Below are 26390 nucleotides of genomic sequence, written 5' to 3'. Positions count from 1 at the left end.
CTAACTATAAACACTATACTTAAACAATTTATCTTTTAAATGTTTCTTTTAAACTTCCTTCACCACTTATATTAGTTTCCCATTTTAATGAATTTACAGTCAATTCTGTAATGGACAAAATATAGGTTTCAGAACTCGCATCAGCGTCATCCCAAGTAATAGTTAATATCGTTCCGTTTTTGTCCCAACTTCCCAATTCAGAAATGTCCTGCCCCTGATTTCCATATCCTTCGTAGATAAATTCAGTTCGTTTGTTAGATGTAAATTTCACAATACTATTGTCAGGAGCTCCTGAGTTATTTCCATTAAAAGAGCTTGAAAGACCTGTCCATGTTCCAATAAGTGAGACATCGGTCTCCTTTTCTTTTTCATCATCGCCAGAACAAGATGTCACAAGAGCCACAATTAAGATTGTAAAAATCAAATACTTTTTATTCATGCTAAGTTTATTTTATAAACATTAAAAACCGGTTTATTCCGGCTATAAAACAAAAGTAAATCTCCAATATTCTTATTCCTTACGGTATTCCGTAACGGCATAATAAAACCACCAGATACTAATACAATTTCATTAAACTTATAGCACACTATTTTATCTGAATTATTGGAATTCAAACTATTTTATCTATTTTTAACTATCTGGTTTTAGAACCATTAGCAAACACAAATCTAAATTCGATTTGATACAACATTTAAAGTAAAAGAAGCAATTTCACATCGTATAGAATTTATTGTTGGTGACTTTCAATAGCAGAGACAAAAAACAAATAGTAACCTATAGAAAATATACTCATGGCAGACGACGGGTCAAAACTAAGTAAAAAATTATCGCGAATTTCTAAATTTTACTTTTTGGTAGATTTAGGAGGAGGAATGAAAGAAGCATCATTTCAGGAGGTTTCAGGATTAGATGTAGAAGCACAAATTATTGAATATAGACAACAAGGAAGCCCTGTTTTTTCAAATCAAGGAATGCCTGGTTTGGCGAAATTTGGAAATATAACCCTTAAGAAGGGTGTCTTAATCAAAGACAATCAATTTTTCGACTGGTATACTACCATCAAAATGAATACTGTTAAACGAGTCAATGTAACTATAAAATTATTAGATCAAGGTGGTAACTCTACAATGACTTGGGTTTTACAAAATGCATGGCCAACCAAAGTTACGGGTACTGATTTAAGATCGGACGGTAATGAAGTTGCTATAGAAACTATAGAAATTGCTCACGAAGGTTTAGTGATTTCCAATGCATAAAACTTAGTTTATTATTGCACAACTTTGATGAAAGAATGACTTTAATTGAAAAACAATATATAAAACAATACCATTCCGTTCGTCTTAAATGTAAAAACCTAGCACGCTCAAAAATGATGGGTTGGACAAGTAAAAAAGTTCAACAAATCAGGTTTCAGGTGATTACTTCATTGTTTAATTTTGATAATGCTTCCGTTTTAGATTTAGGTTGTGGTGATGGCGATTTTAATTTATTTTTAGAGCTGCATTATTCTATTTTTCATTATATAGGAATTGACTTGCATGAATCATTTATTCACTTTGCAAAAGAACGCTTTAAAGAAAAGACTAATACTTGGTTTTATAATACAGATTTCACACATTGTCAATTACCAAAAGTTGATATTGTTGTTGCTTGTGGAGCCTTGTCATACAGATCTCACGACCCGAATTATTATATAAATTGTATAGAAAAGTTTTATAATTCAGCGAACAAAGCGCTTATTTTTAATATGCTGAATGAAGATTTTTTTGAATCTGGTCAATTAATTGTAGCACATAATAAAGATCATGTTTTTGAACAATGTAAGGAAATATGTAATAATGTTATTTTAAAAGACGGTTATTTAGACAATGATTTTACTATAATTATGACAAAATCAACCCAAATATAAACTTATAAAAAGGTAACTATGGAAGTAAATTTATCCAAATGGTATGTGCTCAATACTGGACTTATAATTACACATCCATTTTTAAATCAATTATTTAACAAATTACAATACTTAAATATAGAAGGTAAATTTAAGTATGATGATTTAAAATATCGAGCCGTTTACCTACTACATTATCTGGCTACAGAAAGTAACGATGAGACAATAGAAGAAAGTTATTTAGCAATACCTAAAGTTTTATGCGGAATGGAAATTCATGAGCCAGTTCCTTATTATATTAAATTATATAATGAAGAAAAAGAAATCGCAGAAGAGCTGCTTACCGTTATACTCAATAATTGGAACAAGTTAGAGCAAACCAGTACAGAAGAATTAAGAAACACTTTTTTAATAAGAGATGGCTTGTTACAAAAACAAGAAGGTGCTTATCAATTAACGGTACAATCATCTGGATATGATATTTTACTTGATTTACTACCTTGGCATATTAACATCATCAAATTAGCCTGGTTATATAATATAATTTATGTGTCATGGAGATAAATCATTCGTCTTAAATTGAAAACTTAAAATCATTATCAATAAGTGGAAATAGAATCGAACACATTTTGTAAATAGATTTGAAGTCTAAGCAATTAGCCCCTCTTTAAACAGTGACTGTTAAATTTTTAATTTTAGTTCATGTATCGGAACTTGGAGGACCGTGCCCCACCTCCCTCTACAATTCAAAATAAAAAAAAACGGTTTAGAGTAATCTAAACCGTTTTTAGTTATTCCTGCTTTTCTATTAGAAACATGAGGATTGAACAATATCTAAATAGAATGCTGCCAGAGTATTTCTCCATGTATAAGCGGCAATCCTAAAATATTTATTGTTATTCTTTAATTACTTTTTTAGTTACAAAACCTAATTCATTCTTAATTTGAAGGAAGTAAATACCAGTCTGGTAATTCTTTAAATCCAATTTATTCTCGCCTTGTTCTAGTTTACCTGTTATAACAAGTTTTCCATATACGTCAATGATAGAATAACGACTTTTTCTGTTTGTTTTAACATAAAGCGTTTCCATTGCAGGGTTGGGATATAATGTTAAAATATTATCTTGATCTTCTGCATCATTTAAACTTAATGTATTTATTGTTATTTTACCAACATTAGGCGCCTGAGTGGATTTGTCTGTATTATTTGTATCTGAAATAATGACATCCGTAGGTTCAATTGGATAAACCCCAATACTTACTTCAGGTTCTATAAATACTGGTAGTTTTAAAATAGCTCCTGTTCCTGGTGCTATCGTTGCGGAGGAAAAAGAAAAAATAAGCACTTTATAAGTATTTGCACTAGTTTCTTGAGCACTAATATTGAATCCATTGAGTCTTGAACTTCCAACTATATCTGCTGCATTAAGCGTAAAGCCTTCTGGTAAAACAAAATCAAACTGAACACCTTTAACAATATCATCATTTTCCAAGTTTATTTCTATGATTTCAGATGTGTTTGGAGAGAACATATCGTTAATAATATTTAAATAATTATTTCCAGCTAATTTTTTGGCGGTATTTACCTTAGTGCCATTGTCAATTTTCTTTGCTATTGGGTTTAATATTATGTCTTGAATTGCTAATACATCTAGTATATTAATGCTGTCATCAGAATTAATATCTACCAATTCAAAATTAAAAACAGAAGGAGGATTACCAAAAATATAATCAATCACACCCAAAATATCTAAAATATTTACAATGTTATCTCCATTGGCATCACCTCTAGGGTGACTATAAACAGTTACTATTCCATCTGTTGGTGACAAAGTTGCAATATCAACATTATTAACATCAGATAAGGTTACATTAAATACAGGTATCGGGTATTCACCAGTAGGCGTTCCTTCATTAATGAATGTTGGAAATTTAATTATAGATATAGTACCAGCTGCAATTGTTTCATTTGTTAAAGAAAAACCAATCACTCTAAACGTATTACCTCCAACATTAGAACTTGAAACCTGATAGTTTCCTGGTAAACCTATATTTGTTATGTCTAATGGGTTAAAAACGAATCCACCTGGAAACGTTATATCAAACTGAAAGCCTTTAATAGTTTCACTACTCTCTAGTTTTAAAACAATATCATTTTTAAATCTTATAGATGCATTGGAATCTTCAATAAACAGGGTATTAAGATCAGTAATAGAAACAGTGAATGATTTACTAAATGTACCTCCATTCCCATCATCAGTTTGAACTCTGATTGAGTAACTATTCTTTGTTTCAAAATCAAACACTTTACCACTTAATAGTTTATCGTCTGTTATAGTAAAACTGCTGTTATCATTATCTCCATCTCCTGAAACCAAAGTGTAAGTATAGTCGTCTTCACTATCAACATCTGTCGAAGTAAATATTCCTATTTCTGTTCCTATTATAGAATTTTCATCTATTATTAGGTTCGATAAAGCAATATCCGTTGGAGCATTATTAATGTGGGTTATAGTGATTGTTAATTGTTGTTCTGTTAATTCATCGGCTTTTTCAACAGAATCAATATCAATAATTACCGTTTTATCAGAATCCATATCTTCTTCATTTGCTGTTATGGTTGCTGTGCCCGTAAGTTCCCCTGAAGGTATAATTATAGTATTTGAACTTAAAGTATAGTTTGTAATGGATGCAGTACCAGATGCCACAAGGTTTATGGTAACATCTTCGGTTGGATTAACTTCATTTAGGGTGGCAGTTATTATTGCTTGTTCCCCATTCTCTAGGAGAGTTGTTTTATCTATTGAAATAACTATATTAAAATCGCAGGACTCTTGTCTATAAACGGCACTTATATCTTTTTCCCAATTAGTATAGGGGGCTTGACGTGTATTTGCCAAAATAGCATTATCTACAAAAACACAGGTTAATAGTGGGTGGGTAGTAATATATGTAGCAGTCATCAAAGAGTTGTTACCATTTCTTAAATCTAAAGATGTTAGTTCATTATTATTGCCTGTATATAAACGAACAAGCTTAGTATTTTGACTAGCATCTATAGATTTTAATAAAGTATTATAAATAGCAAGAGTTACCAAATCTGTATTTTGGGTTAAATTAACACTGGTAATCGGGCAACTAAATAAATTTAAGGTGACTAACTTAGTATTAGTACTAATATCAAAACTTGAAAGATTTGTATTCTCAATTTGTAAAGAGACTAAAGGATTATAAGCAATATTTAAAGCAGAAAGTCCATTAACGTTTATTGTTAAATCAGTAATATCATTATAACTTAAATCCAGAGAAGTAAGAGTGTTAGATGGATAATCATTGAAAGAACTAAATTTATTATTTGAACAATTTAAAGAAACTATCGTATTTCGATTTACTTCTAAACTCGTAATTTGATTATTAGAACAATCCAGGTTCACTAAATTATTTCCATCAATCTTTAAGCTGGTAAGTTGTGTATTATGGATTTCAAACGTGGTAAACTTATTGAATGATAAATCTAAATTTTTTAGATTAACGTTTGTACTCAAATCAATACTAGTCAAATCATTTTGACTTAATATTAAATCTTCTAATGAAGTATTTTGGTTTATATTAATTTCTTTTAAGGCGCTTCCGACGCATGATAAAGTAATTAGATTAGGATTATTACTTGCATTTAAAACAAGCCCTCCCCATATTCTACTTACCTTAGCATTTAAATAGGTGAGATTTGGATTATTACTTACATCAACAGAGTTAAGCTTGCTATTATCGTAAAGTGTTAATGTTGTGATTTCATTTCCGCTAAGACTTAAGCTTCTGAGATTTGTAAGTGACCCCGTATAATAAAAACTAGTAATATTATTATTGGAACAATTTAAAGAAGTTAAATTAAAAAAATAACTAATACCTGTTAAATCACTTATGTTTCTGTTTGATAAATCCAAACTAACCACTGGCTGAGCATCACTATATAGCAGGGTTTGATTTATTATTCCATCTGAATCAATTCCTAAATCAATTAGAGCTTGTTCAAAATTAGGGTCTGGAATTGTTATAGTTTGTGATGTAACATTGTTCACAAAAAATAAAAAAAATAATACGAGGGAAATGTACTTTTTTAGCATAATGTAATTATTAAAAATTAATAGTTAATACATTCATGTGAATGCATGGGTTATTTTTTTGCTATTAATTTTTAGTAAGGGATTTACTATATATAAAACATTGACTGTAGCCTTATTACTATAAATATAATGTAATTTGTTTTATTAAAACAAAAATACTTGATTATAAAACCTGTTTGTTACGGTTTACCGTATTTATAAAAAAAACATATTATTATACATTAGCATCAGGTTCTATGCAGTTAAATTAATTTAAAAAAACTTTAATTAAATTTATTTTAGACCGATAACTTATCAATCAATTTTCATACATTTAAACTATCAAAATTTAATAACAATAGTGGACTCAAAACCGAACACGTTTTGGAACACGATTTGAAAAATAAGCATCTGGGAAGCCCTATAAACAGGGACTGTTGAATTTATATGTTTAGTTCATAACCCGGAGGTCGGGGGATCGTGCCCCATTCTCGCTACAAGTAAAACCAGGGAAAGTCAAGAATTTTATTCTTGGCTTTTTTTTATTTTGCTAAAACATTTGGCTCTTTTTTCGCTCCCTAATACAATTAGCACCAATTTAAATCCAAATCTATTAAATTGATATAACGATTATATTAATTCCTTAGAATAACAAAAATCACCTGGTAAACGGTAAAACGCCAGTATGTGAAAATAAAATATTAGCTCCTTTTTATATTTTCTGACTTTTTATATCATCTAACATTGCGTAAAAAGCTCTTCCAGAATAACAGGATCTAATAAAACCCCCTTCATTTTCGGCCAATTATTTAATAGCTAATTTTTCATTTGGAGTTACAACACCATAGCGTTTCGAATCATATCCATGAATCAATCTAGCATCATCAATAGAATATGTTTTTTTTATTCTCAAACTTTTTTGGCCTTTCTTTAATAATTCCAGGACAGCTTCAGCTAAGGCTTTGTTATTGATTTTGTAAGATTTCATAAGATTCATTTTAAATTTACTTCCCATAGAGCCGTCACTGTTACCTTCTTTTTGTTGCTTAGACGCTTTCAATATTCAGCTTTGTGAAGACATATAAAAAGTGCGAGAGTAGCCTGCGCTGAGCGCAGTCGAAGTGAGCCTGATTATGCTGGCATTCAAAGCTGAATGTTGTTATTTTGCTGTCAAAAAAAGGTATAGCGGTGTTCGCTCGGGATGTGAGTCTAAATTCTTTGTGAAATACAAAATCATAGGAAGTGGAACAAAATGCAAATACATTTTCCATATTTGGCGGACTCTATTTCAAAGTTTTTTAAGAAGCAAAATGTTAATTTGAATCAAAAATTTACTGGTATTCGGGATTCCTATTAAAATGCAGATACTAAAACTTTGGGATTGGGTCCAAGATTTTTTTAGAGAAGCGCTTTTTCTAAAATGGAGTTTTTACGGAATGGAGGGGAATGTGCTAGAATGAGATACTACAAGTCAATATACTATAAAATATGTTAAATGTATTTTACCTCTAAAAAATCAGTCAGTTAAAAAAACCTAACTACAAAAAATTCACCAAAGTGTAATAAATTGTTAACCCTGTATAAATTAATTTCTCATTTAATAAATGGGTAAATAAAGGTGCAAATGAAAACAAATCAAATTTATTCAATTACTTTATTTTTAATATGTAGTAGCTGTCAAGCTGTAATAAATTTTAATTCTCATACCTTAGAATAACAATATCTCATCTAAAAAAAAATAAATCAATACTAGATAAACACTAAAAATTCTTATCAAATAAGGGTTTTAATGGCCTTTTCTAAAATTAAAAACATGGATATATATTTATAAACACTAAAATAGTCCTACTAAACCTTGAAATGATATATTACGAATTCTTATTTAGTAAAATCATTCGAACTATATTTTAATAAAAGTATAGTTATTATTAGCCCTACCAAAATACCTATTGTAATATTTAACATCATTTTTATCAATTTTTAATTCTATTCATAATAAATTATTCAACATCTATAAGATACTTGTAACCACAAATACCAGACTTGCAAAAAACTAGACAATTAGCTGAATGACTAAACAGCTAGTTCATGATTATATATAATTCAAATTATTTAATGGTTCTGTTTTCTAAAAAGAAAAGCCTACACCTATATTTTATAACTTAGCTTAATATGTATTTCTATCCTACATAGTTGTTTTTACAACAACTATGTTATTCGTAAAAATTATACATTAATTATAAGGACATTCCCCTTTTAACCAATTAAAAAAACAAAACCCTCAAAAATCGAGTACGAGCGCAACGCTCTCTATAGTAATTTAGGTTCTGCTTACGGCAGCTGGAGAAAACAGACCTATATAATTTTCAAGTTCTTTTTTTAATAAGCAAAAAAATGAACATTAATTTACTTAAGACCAATAACTTCCGTTTGTGCATTCATCGTGATGGCACAAACACATAAAAAACTGTAATAAAGGTAACTTTTCTTGAATTTTTCATTTTTTTTATACATCTCAATTTAACAGTACTATTTAACCCAATACATTTTTTTGAAAATAGGTTTTTTTCCATTCCATTCCCCTCCAAGTTTCACCGTTTTTGAACTAGTATTCTTTTTTCCTTTTATTACTTTTTTAGGTAACAATGAAAGTTCTTTTACAAGAGTAAAATCTTTTAAAGATTCTCCTTTTATATTTTTAAAGTCTTTGGGTGATAGTATCAATTTTTGAGGTTCTGAACCTCCAATAAGAATTAATTCTGAGGCAAAATCATCTAAGAGAATGACCATTTTATTCGCTTCTTTACTAATTAGCTCAATTCCCAATCTCGCTTTTTTAGGTGCTTTATATTTCGTACTATAAGGTTTATGAGTACTTCTTCCCCAAATATTTTTTTTATCGTAAAACCACTCTTTTTCCCAATTACCTTTAAAGTCTTCAATAATTAATGAAGGTTTATCAGTGACAACAGTTTTGGATTTTTTTAAATCTTCAGGAGAAATTACTTGGATAGGTGTAGATATATTAAATTTATCCGTTTTGTATATATTATAATAATAGCCCGCACCTTGCTGAGGCTTGCCCAACCTATATTTTATATTTGCATAGACCCAAACGGGCTTGTCTATGCGAATTAAAGGTAATTCAGCTTTCCATTTGTCTCCTGCTTTTACCGTATTAGCATAGTTCCAATACCTCTTTATTCTATTTTCTCTTTCTTCACTTTTAGTAGCTCTTGAAATTTCTCCTTGAAATGTATAATAAATATCAACTTCGATAATTGGTTTGGAATTATCTGGTAACACCTCAATAAGAGGGATTTTATTTTTAGTATTTAATTTTATTTTACTTTCAGGTGTTTTAGGCAACTCTGAACTTCCTTTTAGATATTGATCCATCCAAAGCAAACCTGACACCTCATATTCTCCTAAATCCTTATGATTCATATGCGCAGAACTTACAACTCTCCAATCATCGGTATTTATTAAGCTTGTTGCATTAGGGATATCTTTTAAATGTCCGTGGAAATCATTTGAAGGACTCAAAAATAATATAGGACATTTTATTTCTTTTAAATAAGAATTATCTCCAATCGTATTTTTATATAAATCCTTATATATATCATTGTCATTATCACTTATTCCTCCACAAGAAGGGACTGCTACTTTTACTCTTGAATCTGTTGCTGTTAATACTGTAAGCTTACCTCCCATTGAGTGCCCATACACACCTAACTTATTTGCATTTACTTGTGGTTGATTTTCTAAAAATGTTAAAGCCCTTCTTCCTGCCAAAGCAGCTAAAAACCAACGACTGTTTTTTGGGGAATCCACAGAATCTAAAGACCAATCCTCTGGGGCTAAAGACCCTCCGTAACCTCCCTTAGAGCTGTATCTAGTTGGAGCATGATATCCATCTAATTTTCCCCAGTCTGTGGTTATTTTGTAATTAGCATCTTTTGTTTTACCAGCCCAAAAAAGCTTTACTTCCTTTGGTGTTACTTTATATTCTGGTGCGTTTATTCTACCCGCCCATGAAATAGAAATGGTAGCATAACCGCGCTTAGCATTTGTTAGTACAGCTCTATAATCGGCATACTGTCCTCCGCCATGTATTTGCACTAAACCAGGTAGGTTACTTGCGTTTTTTGGATAGCCATAAATAGCGGCCACCATAGCTTTTTTGCCTTTAAAAACTCCAACCCTATATCTTAGAACTTTAAAGATGAATCCATTTTCTTCCCACTCTTTAAGAATCTCTGTATCTAAAGGTTCTTTTCTTGGATCATAGTGACTCCACAGCTCATGGAAATTCTGAGGTACATTTCTAGCTTCATTTAGAGTAATAAAAGTATCATTTTCTTGATTTTGGGAAATTAAAATACATGGCATTATAAATAATAATGCGATAATGACATTTTTAAAAATCATCTTAACTTATTTAATTGATAATATTTGAAGATGCATTATTCGTAAAACCTACAACATCAACTAGCTCAATTTTTTCTCTAGCATCGCTATTACGCGTAGTCATGATTACATTTTTAAATTCAATGTTTTTTGCATGACGAATATATGCACCCCAAGAAGGCAATACTCCAAAGAAAAATTGCTCTGGATATCTCGCAATATCTTCAGGAACATCTCTTTTTGCATCTTCTTCAGTACCCTCACCAGGATAAGAAATAGTAATATTTTCTAACAAAACATTTTCCACATAATGCCCTGGAATACCAGTAATCATAATGCCACAACGTTTTTGAATAGTACTAACCACTGTAGCTTTTATATTTCGGATGGTAATATTTTTTATGGAACCCGTAGGTGCTCCTTCACTTCCTCCATCTTTCAAATTATAAATTTGCTCTGTTGGCTTATCATAAATTCTACCTCTATTCCCAAGCCTAATAAAAAGGGGCCCCTCTACATTATTCATAGTAATGTTTTCTATTGTAATATCTTCTAGAATACCACCATCTACTTGTAAAAGTTTTATAGCTCCCATTCGTGTATTGGAAAAATCACAATCAGAAACTTTAATATTCCTAAACCCTCCTCTTGATGATGTTCCGCACTTAAAAGCTGCTGTATGGCTTTCTACCCTGCAGTTTTTAACAACCATATTTTCTGTGATTTTAGTTGTGGTGCTTTTTGGACAAATAGCATCGTCTCCTGTCTTGATGTCACAATCTTCAATTAAAACATTTGTGCATCCATCTAAATCAAAACCATCGTTATTTATGTTAACTCTACTATCGATTGTAACTTTTTTTACTGTAATATTTTCACAAGAAACCATATGAACACACCAAGAAGCACTATTTAAAAATGAGACATCTCTAAATTCTATATTATTGCAATTTATAAAACGCATTAACATGGGTCTCTCTCCTAAGCTATCTGCTACTTTTACAGGGAAATTACCTTTAGTACCTCTACCGTTAATAAGTCCTTGTCCTGTTATTTTGATGTTATGAGCATTCTCCGCATACAATAAGCTCTTATTAAATGCTGGTGCCTCTATAGCTCCTTTATTTTTTGTGGAATAGTCTTTTAAAGACAAACTCCCCAAAAGTTCTGCTCCTTTTTGAATATGTAATTCAACATTACTTTTTAAATTAATTGTACCTATAACATATTTTCCAGAAGGAAAGATTACTTTTCCACCATTCTCAGCACATTTATCAATAGCTTTTTGAACTGCTACTGTATTTACAATTGTAGTATCATTAATTGCTCCAAAATCTAGAATATTGTACTCATTATTGTTTTTACAGCTTCCAAAACAGATTAAACATAGTGCTATTACAGTAACTTTTAATAATTGATTTTTCATACTTAGTTTCCTAATTGTTTAGTTAATAGTTCTCTTTCTTTAGAAAAAGTATTACTTAGAGGTGCTGTAGGTAAAGTATGTTCAAACGCTTTAATTTTATTTAATAAATCTGAAGTTTTTTCTGGGTATTTATCTGCTACATCTGTTTTTTCCGACCAATCTGTATTGATATTATATAATTCAGTTTTGCCTAATTTTGAATTGGTTAAAAGCTTCCAGTTATCTTCTTGAATACATGCTGAAGGCCAGAATTCTGGTCTATTATTTGAGAACTTCCAGTCCCAAAAAATTGGTTTTTCTCGTTTAACCGCTTTACCTTTTAAAGCCTCTACAATACTAACACCATCTGGTTCATATCCTTCAGGCAATTTACCTCCTGCTAATTCTAAAAAAGTAGGTAACAAATCTACCGTGGATAATTGTGTTGTTTTATCATGAACTCCAGCAGGTACTGAACCTGGCCACCTCACGATAAAAGGAATACGAACACCGCCAGCAAACAACGAACGCTTTTGTCCTTTAAGACCTGCCGTTTCTCCAACTGAATAATACGATCCTAGACCACCTCCAGTTGAATCATCTTCTTGTGTTTTTGTAGTTCCTGTAAATTCTGGACCATTATCAGAAGAAAAAAGTACAAGAGTATTATCATCTATTCCTAAATCTTTTAATGTTTTAAACAATTGCCCAATACGATCATCGTATTCAGCTATTACTGCGGCATACACCTGTTGTTGTTCATCAAAATCTGAAAACTTATCCATATATTCTTTCTTTGGATAATGAGGCGTGTGTGTTGCATGAATCCATGCATTTACAAAGAAAGGCTTGTCTTTATTTTTCTTTATAAAATCTATGGTTTTATACAATGTAGAATCCACTTGCATTTGATGCAATCTATTTGGCAAGTTAAAAGCCCCATATTCATCATATCCATATTCTAAGGGAGATGGAGCATCTGTTACAGGCGTGTTTGACAAATGCCACTTTCCATAATGAGCAGTTACATACCCAGATTTTTTAAGCATTCGTGGTAACAAGGGGGCTTCTGTACTTAACCAATCTGGCATATTTCGTTTTATATGAGACTCAACTGTAGCAAAATGACCATGTACACTATGTCTCGCAGGGAACTGACCTGTCATGACTCCAACTCTACTAGGCGAACAAACAGGATTGACTACTGAGAAATTTTGAAAATCAATTCCTTCAGCTGCCATTTTATCCAGATTAGGCGTTTTACAAAATGAGCTTCCGTGAATTCCTAAATCACCATAGCCCCAATCATCGGCAAATATGAAAATAATATTAGGTTGGGTTTCTTTGTTTTCAATAGGTTTATTGCTAGTATCAGTTTTACAACTTTGCAAAAGTAAAGTAGTTAAAAATAAACATGTAATAAGTTTAATGCCTTTCATAATAAAATGGTTTTCAGCGAAATTATTAAAATCATAAACGAACCAATTACTCATTTAGATTTATTTGTTTCTCAAATCAATTATTGTAAATAAAAATATAAAACAGCTCTATAGTATTGATAGTAATATTATTTTTTTTAAGATTTTTCTAGCTATAAATTAATAAAACAATAGAATAAGGAAATAGAAAAAGCCGGATGCTCTTTACTTTATTAACTTTTTAGAAAAAAACAAACCATAATATATGATATTAAAATGATGAGTTTAAAATTTAATGGAGGTTTCCGTCAAGACATTACGACTCTAAATCAAGAAATTTTCAGTTTCAAAGATTTTGTACTCTAGGTAAAAGAATGGATTCAAAAATTTTAATTCATGCACAGAACTTAATGTATTCTTTTTTTGATAGTTATGACTAGAGATTTCCATCTTCATTATTTGAAGTTTCAATCCATGTAGAAGGAGTTCATTGGTTATTTCCAATCGATTTTGGCAATTTTGTTTTCTAAGTCAACCCAAATAGAGGCATGTTCAAAATCACGAGTTAACTCCCAACCATTCACTTTCATATTGTTTAATGGTTTGCCCAGTGGTTTATCAAATTCAGGATACCAATCTGTTGCACCATGTTTAAAGCGATAGCCCCAATTATATATGAGATAAGAGTTTTCTTGTGCGCCTGCTAAAAATGAAGCCAAAGGAAATGTTATATTTTTTCTAGAAATTTCTTGTTTTTCTTTAAGAGGTTTTGCCATAAAATCTTTTTCTAGCCAAGTATATCCAGGCCACCCTTTAAAAATTACTATTTTTCCAGTTTTTCCGGCTTTCTCCATTTCTTGGATGTCTTGTAGCATGCTTTCTTTGGAGCTACTGTTAATAATGCCAAAATGTTCAATCATTACGGCGTCGGTATAATCTGGAAAGTTATTTCCAACATTTCTTCTTGGGTTACTTCGAATACCGTTGTAAACTATTAGATTGTTATTTCCAAGAGCAGCTCTGGTCTCGGCTATTAATTTTTTTAACCCTTCTTGAATCCTATCGTATTTCTCTTGGCCCCATAGTTCAATATTTGCTGGACTTCCTACTTGAATAAAAGCATCCATAAAAACCCCATCGGTAGAGCCGTTCGAAATTTCGTTTTTTACTGTTTCTACCCACCATTTACGAACTTCTGGGTTGGACAAATCATAGCGTTTTGTTTTTCCCTTTTTTAAATCAAGTTCCCCCTCCTTTGTTTTTAACCACCATTCTGGATGACTTTTATATACATGATGTGCTTCGTATGTTGAGATATCTAGAAAAGCATTCCAATAGAAAATGACTTTCATATTGGAATTCAATTCTTTTAATTTTTTTGCGTCTACTTTAATGCCAGTTTCGGTGTTTTTAGAATCTGGTAAACCATGTCCTTTTTCTAAAACGACATAATTTGAATGCGATGCAATAAATTTTGCTTCATCGTTAGTTAAAGCTCCCTGTTTTCCAAAATGAAATGCCACAGGTACTTTATCCCAACTGAATTTGGGAAAAGCTTTATTTGATTGTCCTCTTGATTGAAAACAGATAAACAGGATTAAAGCATTAAAAATAACTTTTAAAGTGACGCGCTTCATATCCTAATTAATCATTTATAGGTCTTAAAGCTATTGATTTTAAACTGGCTGTTTTTCTATCTCCTTCTACTAAAGTTGTTGTTATGGTGTGTTTTCCGGGGGTTTTAAATTCTAAAATACCCATATTGTAAAACACATACTTTTCGGTAGCGGCTTGTTGGTTTTGTACTATAATACCTTCATCTGTTGTTGTTTTCCAAACCAAACGATCAGCACCCCTATAATCTAAATCTAAATAGTAATATCCAGCTTTTTTTACGTCGATACTCCAAGATATTTGACCATTTTCTTCCCAATTTCCAACTTGGTTGACGTGTTTCCATTCACCGAACTTCTCCATCCATTTTTTGTTTGCTTGTGTAGCATTGCTAACAGTTCCAAACTCAGTAATTAATTCTGTTCTTGTATTTGGATAGATTCCTAAAGCTGTGTCTTCAGCAATTATGTCTTCTCCCTTTTTGATATTAACTTCAACTTCTATAATGGAAATTAAATGATCCGGAGCTTTAAAGGGAACATTAAAAGTAACCCAATTGTCTTTTCCTTGTTTAAATTTAATTTTTTGATCTCTTCCTTCAGGATTTAGAATTTTAGCAGATTTGATTTTAGTTTTTAAACCAGGTAAATACAATTTACCATCAGTAGGCCATTCTGAAACTGCTAAATACATCTTGTTACCTTTTGTTGTAACATCTCCCCAAGGTAATTTATAATCCCATGGAGAATAGCCGGCATCATAAACCACTTGAGGATATCTTTTTAGCCATTTTCCTGTTTCTCTTAAAAATTCAGCGCCAATTTCTGGAACAATTCCTAATTCGTTTGGACCTACATTAAACAAATAAGAACCACCACGTGCTACTGTTTCCAATAATCTACTTAAAATGACTTTTGGACTTTTAAAATTATTATCGTACCAAGCATAAGACCATGAATCATTATTAGTATCGCATGTTTCCCATAAACCTTCAATACGTTTTGTTGGAACTTCCATATCGCCAACACTGGCATAATCGCCCAAACCATAGCCAACGCGACTACACATCATGACTTTTGGTTGTAATTCTCTAACCATAGCAGCTAATTCTTCTACATATTCCTTTGGCATATCTCCAGGTGTATCAAACCATACAAAATCTATATCACCATAATTTGTACAAATCTCTTTTACCTGAGGTTTGCATTTATTATAGAAGTAATCTTTAAAAATAGCTTCTTTTCCATTTTCATCTGTCTTAGGACCTCCTTTACCTCCAGGAGCTGTCCAATCTTGGTTGTGCGAGTAATAAAACCCGAAACCTAAACCTATTTCATGACAAGCATCTGCTAACTCGTGCATTGGGTCTCGTCCAAAAGGGGTAGCGTCTACAATGTTAAAATCGCTTACTTTAGAGTCGAACATAGCAAAACCTTCGTGATGCTTACTAGTAATTACAATGTATTTCATTCCAGCATCTTTGGCTAATTGTGCTATTTTTTTTGCATCAAAACCAGTTGGATTAAAGTCATTTGCAATTTGCTTGTAATCTTCAACAGGTATTCCCGCCATTCTTGGATTCATAATCCATTCGCCAATACCATAATAAGTTTTATTGTTCCAAACACCTCCGAGATTTGAGAATAAACCCCAATGAATGAACATTCCGAAATTACTTTCATCAAAGAATTTACCTTTTCCGCTTTTTAAAGCGTCCGGTGAAACATTAGATTCCCCCCACATTTTATCCATACTTTCTGTTTTGACTTGAGCTCTACTAGAAAAAGCGATTAATAGACAAAAGACTACAAGGGATAAATTACTTTTATTAAATATATTCATTTTTTATTAATATTATTTCTTTTAAGCAAGAGAAGGGGCGAATCGGTTAAATAAGCCACTGCTCTTGGTTGTTTCATTTTTAATAACCTTCGTTTTGTTCCCAACCTGTCAAAGTTATATCAACCTGAGGAATAGGCAATAACCATTCTCTATCAGGAAAAGGCGCACTACCATATAAAATATGCATGTTTGTATATTCTGTTGCAGAATCTTCCTCTTCACTCCAAAATCTATCCATTTGATTAGGTACAGAAGGATCTGTAGCAGTAAACAAACGATTGGTTCTAATTAAATCAAAACGTCTCTTAACTTCTCCATTAAACTCACGTCTTCTTTCTAGCCATACTGCAGTTCTAAATTCTTCTTGTGAAAGACCTGAAAAGTCTCTAGAATCATCTGTAACTTCAAAAGCCCTTCTTCTTATCTGGTTTACTGCACCATATGCCAAATCACTTGGTGATCCTTCTGCTTCATTTGCTGCCTCTGCATAGATCAAAAGTGCATCTGCATATCTATATAATATAAAGTTAGAATTGGTTCTAAACTGCGATGTCTCTGGTAATCCTAAATAATAATCTATATCTACATATTTTCTAAATACTGGTGCTATTACATACTCAGTACCATCAGCTGTTTTATACCTAGTCATTAAACTCCATTCTCCTCTAATATCTCCATCTTCAAAAGCTCTGTAAAGATTTGGAGTTGGTATATAATTCCCAGCTGTACCTGGCTTACCAGGAAACCTCATTTGAGAAACTGTAGACGAATTTCCTTCATCTAATAATGGTTGAGCACTAAAAAGTCCCCAATAACTAACACCACTATTAGAGGCTGCACATCCTTTACTTAATCGAGATCCTAAACCATCTTCAGCTAAAGTTGCTACTTCCATCATCGATTCACTAGTAAAAGGATTGTTCCATGCTACTCCATAAGATGGCGTCACATGAAGTCCATCAACCTCTGGTACTGTATTTAAAGAATGAGGAGAATTCTCAATAATTTCTAATGCCTTATCTCGAGCTAATGCCCAATTAACAGGATCTCCTTGTACAAATTCACCTTGAGATGTTCTTCTCCAACCTGCTCTCGTTAGATACACATCAGCCAAAATTATTTTTGCAGTCCATTTAGTAACTCTTCCAAAATGAAGTGCATCTTCGCAGTGTTCTTCTGCAAACTTAAGATCTGGAATAATTATCTCATCGTACACATCATCTACCGGTGCTCTATCTACATTTATTTGAGCTTCCGTAGATACATAATTCAACATTAACGGTACATCTCCAAATGTTTTAACCAAATGCAAATAATAAAGCGCTCTTAATGCTCTAGCCTCACCAACCATACTATTCTTGGTCGCATCATCCATATCTGGTACGTTAGGAATATTTTCCATTGCATAATTTGCTCTAGAAATTCCTTGCCACCATATTGCATATTGTTGTCTTAAATTTATAAAACGGAGGGTAGACGATATATTATGAGATAGAAAATCAGGACTTTCATTATTTTCATTCAGCTTAGAAGAAACATCATCTGTCCCCAAATCTAACATAGGCCATGAAAACCCATAAGCAGATGTTACAGAACTGTGATTATCCAATGAGTTGTAGGCAGCATCTAATCCAGATCTAGCCTGGCTCTCATCTTGATAAAAGTTAGCAGTAGAAATAAATGTTGGAGGATTTTCTTCTAAAAATCCTTCACAAGAAACTACCGATGATAAAGAAATCGTCAATAAAATTTTATATATACTTTTCATTTTTTAGTTTTTTTTTTTTAAAATTGTACATTAACTCCAATTCTTATTAAAGAAGGAACAGGATAGGCCGCATTATCATGACCAAGACTTATAACTCTGGTTCCTGAAAGCGAAACATCAGGATTATATCCAGAATACTTAGTAAGTACAAATAAATTTGATGCTGAAGTGTATAATCTCAGATTATTCAGTCCTAAACTTTGTGTTACCTTTCTAGGGAAATTATAACCTAAGGTTATATTTTGCAACCTAATAAATGAACCATTTTCAATAAACCTATCACTAAAAACATATTGTCCATTATTTTCGCTATTTAATCTTGGATAAACTGAGCTTGGATCTGTAGCTGTCCAAGCCTCCTTAACTATACTCGATTGCTGGTTACCACTAAAAGCTAAGGTCTGTAAAGACATCATGTTAGCAATCTCATTACCTACTTGTCCATCTATGAAGAAGCTAAGGTCAATATTTCCAAATGAGAATGAATTATTTATTCCAAAAACCACATCAGGTTGTGCTCTACCAATTACTTGTTGATCCTCCCCGTTTATAATTCCATTTCCATCAATATCCTCATATAATTGTGCCCCTGGGTTTAGCTGTGTAGTACTTCTAGGTGCTTTTCCTGCTACTTCTTCAGCCAATGTATAGTTGGCTGTTGGATTTGCATTATATGTATCTATGCGCTCCTGTTCTGAAAGTCCTTGAAATTCTTGAAAATCATCAAACTGAGCTATTCCAGCAGTTTTATATCCGTAGAAAGCACCAAATTCTTCGCCTATAATTAATCTTTGAGTGTCTGTAACAATACCCCATTGTAAACCAGCTTGAACATAATCTTCTGCCAAATCTTTAACTATTGTTTTTCCAAAACTTACATTTCCTCCTAAAGTCCAACTAAATTTTGGTTTGCTAATAATATGAGCATTCATAGAAAACTCAAATCCATTAGTTTCAAGTGATCCATAATTTTTAGTGTATGAAGTAAAACCAGAATGCGAAGGAATCGCTATACCATTAAAGAGTAAATCTTCTGTTGATTTATTATAGTATTCTACAGTACCTGTAATTTTATTTTCATACAATCCAAAATCTATTCCAAAATCTAACTGCTTTGTATATTCCCATTTTAAATCAGCATTTGGTAATTGTGAAGGAGCAACAATTGCAGTTGCAGCTTCACCTCCACTACCATCTCCAAAGATATGTTGATCTGTTCCTAGAATAGACAATGATTGATATGGTGCTACAGATTGATTTCCAGAATATCCGTAACTTAATCTTAATTTTAAATTGGATATTACATTCGTGTTTTTGATAAAATTCTCTTTATGAAGATTGTATGCCGCAGCTGCTGCTGGGAAAAACCCCCATTTATTATTTTCTGCAAATCTTGAAGAAGCATCCGCTCTAGCCGTAAATGTAAAAAGTAACTTACTGTTATAATTATAATTTAACCTACCAAAGAATGAAAGCAAGTTAGAATCAACAGCACTAATAACATCATCATCTTGATATGTTGCAGATCCTGGGTCATAGATACCTAAAATATCATTGGCAAAACCAAAATTCGACGTTCTAACAGAAAAACTCTGACTCGTATTGATAGACTGACCAATCATTGTTGTGAATTTGTGTTTCTTCCCAAAATCAAAATTATAATTAAAAGTATTTTGATTTACAAGTCCCGTAGACCTACTATCCTGGGTTTTTGCCCATCCACTTCTACCATCTTGAGTACCGCTTCTTGTAGAAAGAGATTTTAACTGATAAAATGTTTGTCCAACATATCTAGTATAATAGGATACATCTGACCTAAAGTACATCTTTTTATTTAGTTCGTATTTCAAGAACACACTTCCTCTAAATTCATTCACAATGTTATTATATATATTACCTTCTAAAGCTTCTAATGGAGAATATAAAGTCAAGTCACCATTAGTCCCATCGACATCATCAAACTCAAAAACAGCATCAGAAGCAACAGTTGGTGCGGTTCTAAGCGCTCTACTAATAACACTATTTGTTCCGTATGCACCTTCTGTATTCGTTGATGTACTTTTTTGATTTGACGTTACATTTGTGTAATTAATTCTTGTTCCAAAGGACAATTTATCATTCACCTTTGTATCTAAATTCAAACGACTTGCGATACGATTAAAATCTGTTCCTTTAAGTATTCCATCAATATTGGAAATATTAGTAGAAAAATTATATGTAGTAGCCTCACTACCTCCACTTATACCTACATTAAAATTTGTACTTTGACCTGTTCTAAAGATTTCATCTTGCCAATTTGTTGTAGGCAACTCTCCTGCAAGAGCACTTTCTAAATCATCTTGAGAAACACGATTTGGATCACCATCATTTGTATACGCCTCGTTCCTAACTATAGTGTACTCATTAGCATCAAGTACATCATAATATTTTCTTATCTGTGCCAAACCAGTATCAGAGCTAATTTGCACTTTTCCTTTCCCTGACTTTCCTGTTTTTGTAGTAATTAAAATAACTCCGTTTGCCCCTCTTGATCCGTAAATAGCCGTAGAAGAAGCATCTTTTAAAACCTCAATAGACTCTATATCAGACGGGTTAATTGTTGACAAAGGACTCATACTCGCTGATTGACTTTCATCATTTAAGCCCTCTATTTGCTCGTTATCAAAAGGGATACCATCTACAACATACAAAGGTTCTGAACCATTCGTAGAAGTAATACCTCTAATTCTAATACTTGCCCCAGCACCAGGAACACCAGAGGTTTGTGTTACCAATACACCTGCTGCTCTACCAGCCAATGCCTGATCTAAAGATACGGCTCCTACTTTGGTAATGTCTTTAGCTTTTATGGATACAACAGCTCCAGTTAAATCACTTTTTTTAACGGTACCATATCCAATAACCACTATCTCATCTAAGTCCTCGGTATCTTCTAACATGATAATTTTAAGATTCCTATTACGCAATAAAGAAACAAGTTGTTCTTTATATCCAATATAAGAAACTATTAATAATTTATCATCTACTGGTTCTGAAACTTTGATCGTAAAGTTTCCATCAAAATCGGTGACACCACCAACTTTACTTCCTTTTACAATTATTGTAGCACCAGGAAGAGGGTTTTCATTTTTATCTACAACAAGCCCAGAAACATTCTGCATTTGACCCAATAACAGCATTGAGTTAAACAACATAAATGCACTTAATAATTTTTTCATAATTTTAGTTTAGTTAATAGTTAGGTTTTATAATTCCATCTTGATTTATAAAACACTTTTTAGTTTGTATGCCAAATTTAGTGTCAAATCCTAAAAATGTATTTCTTAAATCACTTTTTTTGTTGCTCAAAAAACCGATTTTCTAAATTTTTATGCTTTTATTACCTAATATTTGTTTTTGGTAGCCAAAATAGAATTCGAAATTTTCTAATTCTTTATTTTACCTCTGCAATTTTTATTTTATCTAAAAAAAGAATAAATTAATAAGAGTAATTCATTTAAAAAGAGATGTAAGGTAAATTTGAATTCATCTTGTTATTTAGGACAAAATGGAAGTAATAAGTGAACAAGAAAAACAGGAAACTTATAAACAAATGCAAATTGGTTAGTCGTTTCTTTGAGAACAAAATTCCCCGTTTTTGGAAGAGAGACAATAAATACTCTAAAAAAAAACTACTTTTAAATAATTTTAAAAGGATTGTGAATTAATTAGGATTTTTTTGAGTATTCAGAAGGTGAGACTCCATGCAATTTTTTAAACGAGGTAGAAAAATATGACTTAGAGCTAATACCTATTTGATACATCACTTCAATAATATTGTCGCCATCATTTTTATTTAATAATTCTGCGGCCCTTTGTAGTCTAAAGTTTCGTAAATAAGCATTGGGAATTTGACCTGTAAGTTGTTTTAGTCGTTTATAAAAATGAGAAGTACTTAAATTCATTTTTGCTGATAATTCTACAACACCAAAATTAGTGTCTGAAATATTTTCCTCTATAACTTCAATAATATCACTTAAAAATGCTTTATCTCGAGTAGATAATTCGATTCCTTTTTTCGGAATTGAACTGTTCTTTTTGAAATGTTCTTTTATTCTAATATGATTTTCGATCAGTTTTTTTATACGTAATTTTAAAACTTTTATTGAGAAAGGCTTGCTTAGGTATTCGTCTGCTCCAAATTCTAAACCTTTAATAATATCTTCGTTAGTACCTAGTGCCGTGAGTAGTAATATAGGAATATGGCAGGTTTCAGGGTTTGATTTAATTTTTTCGCAAAAAGCAAACCCGTCCATTTCTGGCATCATGACATCACTAATTACTAGGGTTGGTTCGCATAATTTTATTTTTTCCAGGCCTTCTAATCCGTTATTTGCTAAGGTAATAGAATATGTTTTCGAAAGTGTACTGGTTAAAAAGTTTTGTACATCTTCTTCGTCTTCAACAATTAATAAATGGTGTTCCTTTAATTCATCATTTAAAGTTTCATTTTTATATTCGGTTGATAATGGTACCCAATCTTTAATAAATGATTTTGTATTGGTGTTTACTTCAATATTATTATAATCTTTAATGCTACCAGTAGGTATTAAAACTGTAAACCTGGTTTCTTTAAAAGGTTCACTTTTTACAGAAATATCTCCTTCAAGTAAATTGATAAGCGATTTACAAAATGCAAGACCAATTCCACCACCACTTACGTTATTTTCATTGTTTCCTAATTGGTAAAATCTTTCGAAAATATTATCCAAATCTTCTGCAGGTATCCCTTTTCCATTGTCAATAACATCTATTTGTATCATTTTTATTCCGTTTTTATATATGATATCAGATTCGATACTAATGTTTCCGTTGGCAGGTGTATTTTTAAAGGCGTTGGATAGTAAATTGAAAAGGATTCGTTCTACTTTTTCTGTATCTATTACAATTTGTTCATTAGGCGAATTAACTTTGTAAAAGAAATTTATGTTTTTTTCCGTAGCATAATTTTCAAATGCTTCTGTAGTTGGGTATATAAAACCTCCTAAAGTATTCTGACTAAAATTTAAGTCTAAATAACCTTGCTCTGCTTTTCTAAAGGTTATTAATTGATCTACTAAACTAAGTAGTCGTTTGGTATTCTTTTGAATGATGGCTAAATATTTAGTTTTTTCGGAATCTTTATTAATGGAAATTATATACTCTAACGGTCCAGAAATTAATGTAAGCGGTGTTCTAAATTCATGTGAAATATTGGTAAAATATCTAAATTTCCCTTGGTTTATAGTATCTAATCGTTCTTTGTCGAGTTGTTCATATTTTAAGCGCTGTTTTAGCTTTTCATGTTGAACAAAATAAATAATAATACCAAGACCTATTAAAATGGTTAGTAAAATAAAAAGGAAATAACTCCACCAGGTTTGATACCATGGTGGTAAAATTACAACAGCTAAGCTCTTTATTTCTTCGCTCCAAACACCATCTCCGTTTGAGGCTTTTACTTGAAACACATAATCGCCTGCAGAAAGATTCGTATAGGTTGCTGTAGTTTTTCCGTTTGGATCTTCAATCCAAGTATCGTAAAACCCCTTTAGCCTGTAGGCTAATTTATTTTTCGATGGGGTAGAGGTATGTTCTGCTACTAATTGAAAAGCAATAATGTGTTCGTTTTGGCTTATAGAAATGCTTTTTGTTTCTGAAATGGACTTATTTAGAACAACATTATCATCAAGCTTCTCACCAATTTTTATTACTTTATTATTTACAAGTAAAGCCGTGATTATTATTTTTGGAGGCGTGGTGTTTAATTGAATATTTTTAGGTTTAAAAAGTGTTAAACCATTTAATCCTCCAAAATAAAAATAGCCAGATGAACCTTTAAAATATGCACCTTTTCTAAAATTGTTTTGAGCTAAACCATCGTCTCTTACATCGTAAACATTTGTTTTAGTAGTCTCAGTATTAAATTTAACTAATCCCATATCTGTACTAAGCCATAGGTTGGTGTCGTTTTCTGGTAAAATACCATAAATGGCATCATCTGGTAAAACATCGTTTTTTCTGAAATAATCTATTTTAATTGGCGTACCAGTATCATCTAAAGTTATTTTATTTAATCCACCACCAAATGTACCAACCCAAATATGACCTTTTGGATCTTCATAGAGTGAGAAAACAGATGAGTAGCTTAATTTCAATCTGTTATTTCCTTCATCAGAAATTTGATTCTCAATATTGATTTTTTCTCCATCAAAAGTTCCATACAGCAAACCTTTATTGGTGCCGAACCATAGTTTTTTATGTTTGTCTATTATTAGGGTCTGAAATACAATTTTATTATCAAAATCTACAATGTTTTTAACTTCTAATTCAGGATGTGTTTTATTTTTTATGCTAGTCCATGGATTTTCTACTATTGTAATTTGAGTACCTGCAAAAAGTAAATGGTTCTCATCTATTTGGTGGATAATATGGTATAATTGTTTAGGAATTATTTTTCCGTTATGTTTAAAATCAACATGTTTAAAATTGTTTTTAAAAGGATTGTAAACCATTATATTTGAATCTGTAGCAAACCAGATATATCCTGCTTTGTCTTCATATATATTTGTTATTATATCAGAGTCTTCTTTTAAACTATTTTGATTTAATACATTTTCAAACTTAATGTTGTTTACGGTTTTATCATTGATTATTTCGGTACTTCTAAATAATTCTTTATTATATGTGGAGATCCATAATTTACCTTTACTATCTTCCAAAATGGAATTTATTAAATTATCTGAGATGGAGTGTTTGTCATATGGGTTTTTTGAATAGTTAATAAATTGCTTTTGAGCAATGTCCAATTTATTAATACCTCCTTGCCCTGTTCCAATCCATAAAACATCATAATTGTCTTGATAAAGGGCATTGATAATATTACTGCTCAGTCCATTTTTATTTTTTGAAGTATATAGGTAGTTTAAAAACCTGTCTTCTTTTTCTAGATATTTTAAAAGACCATGTTTTTCTGTTCCAACCCAAACAATACCATTGTTATCTTCAAAAATAGTATTTATTCTTATAGGGGATTTGATATCACCAATATCATATTTACGAATAATTTGTATGCGACTATTTTTAAAACTTGTTTTGAATAAACCATCAAAGGTCCCTATCCAAAGCATGTCTTTTATGTTTTTTATTGTAGAAATATTGTAATTATGAAAATTTTCAAAATCAATTATTTTTTCAATTCTTGAATTAATACCTGTTGATTCCTTACTGAAAAAAGCTTCTTTAAGACCTTTAGAAGTAGCTAAGAGCAGTGCGTTGTTATCCGTAAAACTGAATTGTTTTATAGTAGCTATGTTGGTGTAAGCATCTAAAGAAATATTTGATACTTTAAAAACGCCATCAATAACATCTTCAATATTGCAAGCATATAATTTATTTTCGCCCGAGAACCAAATTGCTCCATTAGGACCAGAGCTAATATGGCTAATGTTTAATTTAGAATCTATAGGTATGGTATGAAATTTTTCATGCCAGGGCACATATACATTTATTCCTTGTTTGGTACCTATCCATAATAAACCAGAAGGATCATTATATAAATGTGTAATGTAATTACTTGATATGCTCCCGTCGCTTTTGCTTTGCGTGGTATAGGTTGTAAAATCATATCCGTCATATTTTATAAGGCCATTAGGTGTACCAAACCATAATAAACCATAACGGTCTTTGGTTATTGTAATTACCGTATTTTGATTAAACCCTTCTTCATTCGAAAATTTCTCGAAATTTTGAGCGCTTAAAATAGATGAACCAAATAAACTAAAGCATATGCAAATAATTAATAAAATTGGTTTGATATGTTTTAGAGCTATAGTCATTAAACTTGTTTTTTTAGTTTTAATTTATTTTTATTAGCAGAATACATCAAAGATAAAAATAGAGATTAATAATTTTTTAAAAATG

The 26390-nt window shown here is 31.4% G+C and carries 14 protein-coding genes; 3 read left to right on the top strand and 11 right to left on the bottom strand.

From position 1 onward, the window contains the following. Window positions 1–28: 28 nt before the first annotated feature. On the bottom strand, window positions 29–439 hold the full coding sequence (locus Q5N74_RS16025; protein WP_304390008.1) for a hypothetical protein: 411 nt from the start codon (window positions 437–439) through the stop codon (window positions 29–31). A 353-nt stretch (window positions 440–792) separates the two neighbouring features. Between Q5N74_RS16025 and Q5N74_RS16020 the strand changes: the two genes are divergently transcribed. Genes Q5N74_RS16020 through Q5N74_RS16010 form a run of 3 tightly spaced genes read left to right on the top strand, consistent with a single transcriptional unit; the run spans window position 793 to window position 2453 of the window. After that, entirely contained in the window at window positions 793–1257 is a 465-nt protein-coding gene (locus Q5N74_RS16020) for a phage tail protein (RefSeq protein ID WP_304390007.1), read from the top strand. A gap of 35 nt (window positions 1258–1292) precedes the next feature. Continuing rightward, on the top strand, window positions 1293–1910 hold the full coding sequence (locus Q5N74_RS16015; RefSeq protein ID WP_304390006.1) for a class I SAM-dependent methyltransferase: 618 nt from the start codon (window positions 1293–1295) through the stop codon (window positions 1908–1910). Between the two features lie 18 nt (window positions 1911–1928). Further along, window positions 1929–2453 carry a contractile injection system tape measure protein gene (locus tag Q5N74_RS16010; protein WP_304390005.1) on the top strand — a complete coding sequence of 175 codons (525 nt, stop codon included), beginning with the start codon at window positions 1929–1931 and terminating at the stop codon, window positions 2451–2453. Window positions 2454–2785: 332 nt separating this feature from the next. Here Q5N74_RS16010 and Q5N74_RS16005 read toward each other — a convergent pair whose 3' ends face one another. The 10 genes from Q5N74_RS16005 to Q5N74_RS15960 form a co-directional block, all read right to left on the bottom strand. After that, window positions 2786–6013 (bottom strand): leucine-rich repeat domain-containing protein, encoded by a 3228-nt coding sequence (locus tag Q5N74_RS16005; RefSeq protein WP_304390004.1) that lies wholly within the window; start codon window positions 6011–6013, stop codon window positions 2786–2788. Window positions 6014–6797: 784 nt separating this feature from the next. After that, entirely contained in the window at window positions 6798–6980 is a 183-nt protein-coding gene (locus tag Q5N74_RS16000) for a hypothetical protein (protein ID WP_304390003.1), read from the bottom strand. Window positions 6981–8521: 1541 nt separating this feature from the next. Next, a complete protein-coding gene (locus Q5N74_RS15995; protein ID WP_304390002.1) occupies window positions 8522–10423 on the bottom strand; it encodes a S9 family peptidase in 1902 nt (633 codons plus the stop codon). A 10-nt stretch (window positions 10424–10433) separates the two neighbouring features. Beyond that, entirely contained in the window at window positions 10434–11828 is a 1395-nt protein-coding gene (locus Q5N74_RS15990; RefSeq protein WP_159020729.1) for a glycoside hydrolase family 28 protein, read from the bottom strand. Window positions 11829–11830: 2 nt separating this feature from the next. Beyond that, entirely contained in the window at window positions 11831–13300 is a 1470-nt protein-coding gene (locus Q5N74_RS15985) for a sulfatase-like hydrolase/transferase (protein ID WP_304390001.1), read from the bottom strand. A gap of 419 nt (window positions 13301–13719) precedes the next feature. Then, window positions 13720–14862: a putative glycoside hydrolase gene (locus tag Q5N74_RS15980; protein ID WP_304390000.1), complete on the bottom strand. Its 1143-nt coding sequence runs from the start codon at window positions 14860–14862 to the stop codon at window positions 13720–13722. Window positions 14863–14869: 7 nt separating this feature from the next. Next, window positions 14870–16591 carry an alpha-L-fucosidase gene (locus Q5N74_RS15975; protein ID WP_304389999.1) on the bottom strand — a complete coding sequence of 574 codons (1722 nt, stop codon included), beginning with the start codon at window positions 16589–16591 and terminating at the stop codon, window positions 14870–14872. A 169-nt stretch (window positions 16592–16760) separates the two neighbouring features. Further along, window positions 16761–18449 carry a RagB/SusD family nutrient uptake outer membrane protein gene (locus Q5N74_RS15970; RefSeq protein WP_158977253.1) on the bottom strand — a complete coding sequence of 563 codons (1689 nt, stop codon included), beginning with the start codon at window positions 18447–18449 and terminating at the stop codon, window positions 16761–16763. 17 nt (window positions 18450–18466) lie between these two features. Then, window positions 18467–21667, bottom strand: coding sequence for a TonB-dependent receptor (locus Q5N74_RS15965; protein ID WP_304389998.1), 3201 nt, complete (start codon window positions 21665–21667; stop codon window positions 18467–18469). A 489-nt stretch (window positions 21668–22156) separates the two neighbouring features. Further along, the gene (locus tag Q5N74_RS15960; RefSeq protein ID WP_304389997.1) at window positions 22157–26305 is read right to left on the bottom strand and encodes a hybrid sensor histidine kinase/response regulator transcription factor; all 4149 of its coding nucleotides are present in this window, start codon (window positions 26303–26305) and stop codon (window positions 22157–22159) included. Between the last annotated feature and the right edge of the window lie 85 nt (window positions 26306–26390).

Source organism: Mariniflexile sp. AS56 (genome assembly GCF_030552475.1).
Taxonomy (GTDB): Bacteria; Bacteroidota; Bacteroidia; order Flavobacteriales; family Flavobacteriaceae; genus Mariniflexile.
Note: the sequence above shows the minus strand (reverse complement) of the source record. Positions and strands in the feature narration are given on the sequence as shown.

Coding starts and splice junctions, on each gene's coding strand:
- Q5N74_RS16025 (WP_304390008.1), bottom strand. CDS start 439: ATGAATAAAAAGTATTTGATTTTTACAATCTTAATTGTGGCTCTTGTG.
- Q5N74_RS16020 (WP_304390007.1), top strand. CDS start 793: ATGGCAGACGACGGGTCAAAACTAAGTAAAAAATTATCGCGAATTTCT.
- Q5N74_RS16015 (WP_304390006.1), top strand. CDS start 1,293: ATGACTTTAATTGAAAAACAATATATAAAACAATACCATTCCGTTCGT.
- Q5N74_RS16010 (WP_304390005.1), top strand. CDS start 1,929: ATGGAAGTAAATTTATCCAAATGGTATGTGCTCAATACTGGACTTATA.
- Q5N74_RS16005 (WP_304390004.1), bottom strand. CDS start 6,013: ATGCTAAAAAAGTACATTTCCCTCGTATTATTTTTTTTATTTTTTGTG.
- Q5N74_RS16000 (WP_304390003.1), bottom strand. CDS start 6,980: ATGAAATCTTACAAAATCAATAACAAAGCCTTAGCTGAAGCTGTCCTG.
- Q5N74_RS15995 (WP_304390002.1), bottom strand. CDS start 10,423: ATGATTTTTAAAAATGTCATTATCGCATTATTATTTATAATGCCATGT.
- Q5N74_RS15990 (WP_159020729.1), bottom strand. CDS start 11,828: ATGAAAAATCAATTATTAAAAGTTACTGTAATAGCACTATGTTTAATC.
- Q5N74_RS15985 (WP_304390001.1), bottom strand. CDS start 13,300: ATGAGTAATTGGTTCGTTTATGATTTTAATAATTTCGCTGAAAACCAT.
- Q5N74_RS15980 (WP_304390000.1), bottom strand. CDS start 14,862: ATGAAGCGCGTCACTTTAAAAGTTATTTTTAATGCTTTAATCCTGTTT.
- Q5N74_RS15975 (WP_304389999.1), bottom strand. CDS start 16,591: ATGGATAAAATGTGGGGGGAATCTAATGTTTCACCGGACGCTTTAAAA.
- Q5N74_RS15970 (WP_158977253.1), bottom strand. CDS start 18,449: ATGAAAAGTATATATAAAATTTTATTGACGATTTCTTTATCATCGGTA.
- Q5N74_RS15965 (WP_304389998.1), bottom strand. CDS start 21,667: ATGAAAAAATTATTAAGTGCATTTATGTTGTTTAACTCAATGCTGTTA.
- Q5N74_RS15960 (WP_304389997.1), bottom strand. CDS start 26,305: ATGACTATAGCTCTAAAACATATCAAACCAATTTTATTAATTATTTGC.